The organism is Gluconacetobacter tumulicola (assembly GCF_014174215.1).
Classification (GTDB): Bacteria; Pseudomonadota; Alphaproteobacteria; order Acetobacterales; family Acetobacteraceae; genus Gluconacetobacter; species Gluconacetobacter tumulicola.
This window is the reverse complement of the sequence record NZ_JABEQL010000072.1, coordinates 1-1141: the sequence shown is the minus strand read 5'-3', so window position 1 is coordinate 1141 and position 1141 is coordinate 1. Positions and strand designations below refer to the sequence as shown.

Genomic DNA, 1141 nt, shown 5'->3' with positions numbered 1-1141 from the left:
GTGCTGCGGGCGATGTCGGCGGACATGCTGGGTCAGTTCGACCCGGAGATGACGCGCACCATGAACGAGACGATGGCGCTGTATCGCCGCGTGTTCATGACGGAGAACCGGTGGACGTTCCTGGTGGACGGCACGGCGCGGGCGGGGATCGAGGCGGCGCTTGTGTCGCTGGTCGAGCCCGGTGCGCGGTTGCTGGTGATCCGGGCGGGGCGGTTCGGGCTGTTGCTGTCGGAAATCGGGCAGCGAATTGGGGCGGAGATCCGCACGCTGGATATTCCCTGGGGCGACGTGGCGAGCCTGGAGCAGATCGAGGCGGCGATTACGACCCATCGCCCGCAGGTGTTCGCGGCGATCCATGGCGATACCTCGACCACCATGGCGCAGCCGCTGGCGGGTGTCGGGGCGATCTGCCAGCGGCATGGTGTGCTGTCCTATGTCGACGCCACGGCGACGCTGGGCGGCATGGCGGTGGCGACCGATGCATGGGGCGTGGATGTGGTGACGGGTGGCTTGCAGAAATGCATGGGCGGCCCGCCGGGTTCGGCGCCGATCACGATCTCCGACCGGGCGGCGGCGCATATCATGAAGCGCCGGCATGTCGAGGCGGGCATTCGCGGCGAGGATCTGGACGAGGGGCCGGGGGCGCTGATCCGGTCGAATTATTTCGACCTGGCGATGATCATGGAATACTGGTCGGAGAAGCGGCTGAACCACCATACCGAGGCGACCAGCATGCTCTATGCGGCGCGCGAGGCGGCGCGGGTGATGCTGGAAGAAGGGCTGGAAGCGCGTTTCGCGCGGCATCGGGCGGCGGGTGCCGCGATGAGTGCCGGACTGCGGGCCATGGGGCTGAGCCTGTATGGCCAGGATGCCTACCGCATGACCAACGTGACGGGGGTTTATATCCCCGACGGCGTGGATGGCGAGCGGGTGCGGGCCCGGATGCGCGGGGAGTTCGAGATCGAGATCGGCACCGCCTTCGGGCCGCTGGCGGGGAAGGTCTGGCGGATCGGCGCGATGGGGTACAATGCGATGCGGCACAAGGTGCTGATCACGCTCGGTGCGCTGGACGCCGTGCTGCGTGCCGAGGGCTATGCGCCGCCGCCCGGCGCGGCCATCGATGCCGCCCGCGCTGTTTATG

Annotated in this window: 1 protein-coding gene; it reads left to right on the top strand. The window is 68.4% G+C overall.

The window, feature by feature from the left end; genetic code table 11:
- The coding region (locus HLH29_RS19280; protein WP_182968983.1) for a pyridoxal-phosphate-dependent aminotransferase family protein at positions 1–1141 on the top strand (1141 nt) is incomplete at both ends.